The organism is Levilactobacillus paucivorans (genome assembly GCF_001437125.1).
In the GTDB taxonomy this organism is placed as follows: Bacteria; Bacillota; Bacilli; order Lactobacillales; family Lactobacillaceae; genus Levilactobacillus; species Levilactobacillus paucivorans.
In genome coordinates, this window is the sequence record NZ_JQCA01000006.1 from 1 (window position 1) to 1293 (window position 1293).

At 36.7% G+C, this 1293-nt stretch carries 2 protein-coding genes; both read left to right on the forward strand.

Translation table 11 applies throughout. The features are described from left to right. On the forward strand, positions 1-180 hold a 180-nt coding region (locus IV54_RS11825), incomplete at its 5' end, for a hypothetical protein (RefSeq protein WP_237756635.1). Beyond that, a complete protein-coding gene (locus IV54_RS00520) occupies positions 165-1049 on the forward strand; it encodes an IS3 family transposase (RefSeq protein ID WP_237756636.1) in 885 nt (294 codons plus the stop codon). The genes IV54_RS11825 and IV54_RS00520, both read left to right, overlap by 16 nt. Positions 1050-1293: the final 244 nt, after the last annotated feature.

Below are 1293 nucleotides of genomic sequence, written 5' to 3' on the forward strand. Positions count from 1 at the left end.
CAAAACAGACAAAAAACCGGTATTAGTTATTCACCAATACCAGAAAGTGTAGACCCTAAAGAAGACAAAGGAAGTGGAATTTCCAAATCAGATGTTTTAGCGTTGCAAAAACGTTTGAAACAGCTAGAAAGTGAGAATGACATCTTAAAAAAAGCCTTAACCATATTCGCCAAAAAGTAAACCCAGATGACTGGCAGACAGCCGTTGATATTAATTTGAAGCACCATAGTATCAAAGAAACCTGTAAAGTACTCTCAGTTTCACGCTCAACTTACTATGAACATCAGCAGAATCATGTATCGCCACAAGCCAAGCGTCGTAAGACACTTAGCCAGTCGATTAAACGCATTTACTTTAATTCTAGACGTATCTACGGGGCACCTAAAATTCTAAAAGCGTTACAAAAAGAAGGTAAGACTGCCAGTATTAAGCTAGTTCAACGATTAATGCGCCAAATGGGGTTAAAATCAATCACGCGCAAGAAGTGGCATTATCAACAAACTAATGATATTGATACGACTGATTATTCAAATATACTCGCGCAAGATTTTCGTACAACCAGTCCAAATCAAAAGTGGTGTGCAGACATAACTTATATTCACACCAAAGCCAATGGCTGGTGTTATTTATCAAGCATTCAGGATTTATATTCACGTAAAATCATTGCCCATAAAATCAGCCGTCATATGACTGCTGATCTTGTGATCAGCACTTTTCAACAAGCCTTTGAAACTAGAAAGACGACTAATAACTTAATTGTGCATACCGATCTGGGTAGCCAGTACCGCAGTGCTGGCTTTGAACAGATCTTAACGCAACACCATATTCGCCATTCTTATAGCAAGCGTGGCTGTCCCTATGACAATTCATGTTTGGAATCATTTCACGCCAGTTTGAAAAAAGAAGAGGTTTACCAACACCATTATCAGGATTTTGAAGAAGCAAATGCTGCAATATTCAGCTACATTGAGAGCTTTTATAACAGTGCTCGAATTCACAGTAGCATTGATTATTTAACTCCAAATGAAAAGGAAAAATTAGTCGCTTAAATTATACATAAAATGTGTCCAGATTCTTGACCTAAATCCAAAGGATGTTAAATCAATAAGGTTAAACCCCATTATTAGGCATAATTCTAAAGTTTATGAGTTTTAGAAGGATGTTAAATCAATAAGGTTAAACCCCAAGTTTAACCATGAAAGTATTTCTGATGAGTTTTAGAAGGATGTTAAATGGCCACTAGGGTATACCCTAGTGGTCTTTTTTGATTCTGTGCTATACTAGGAATTACAA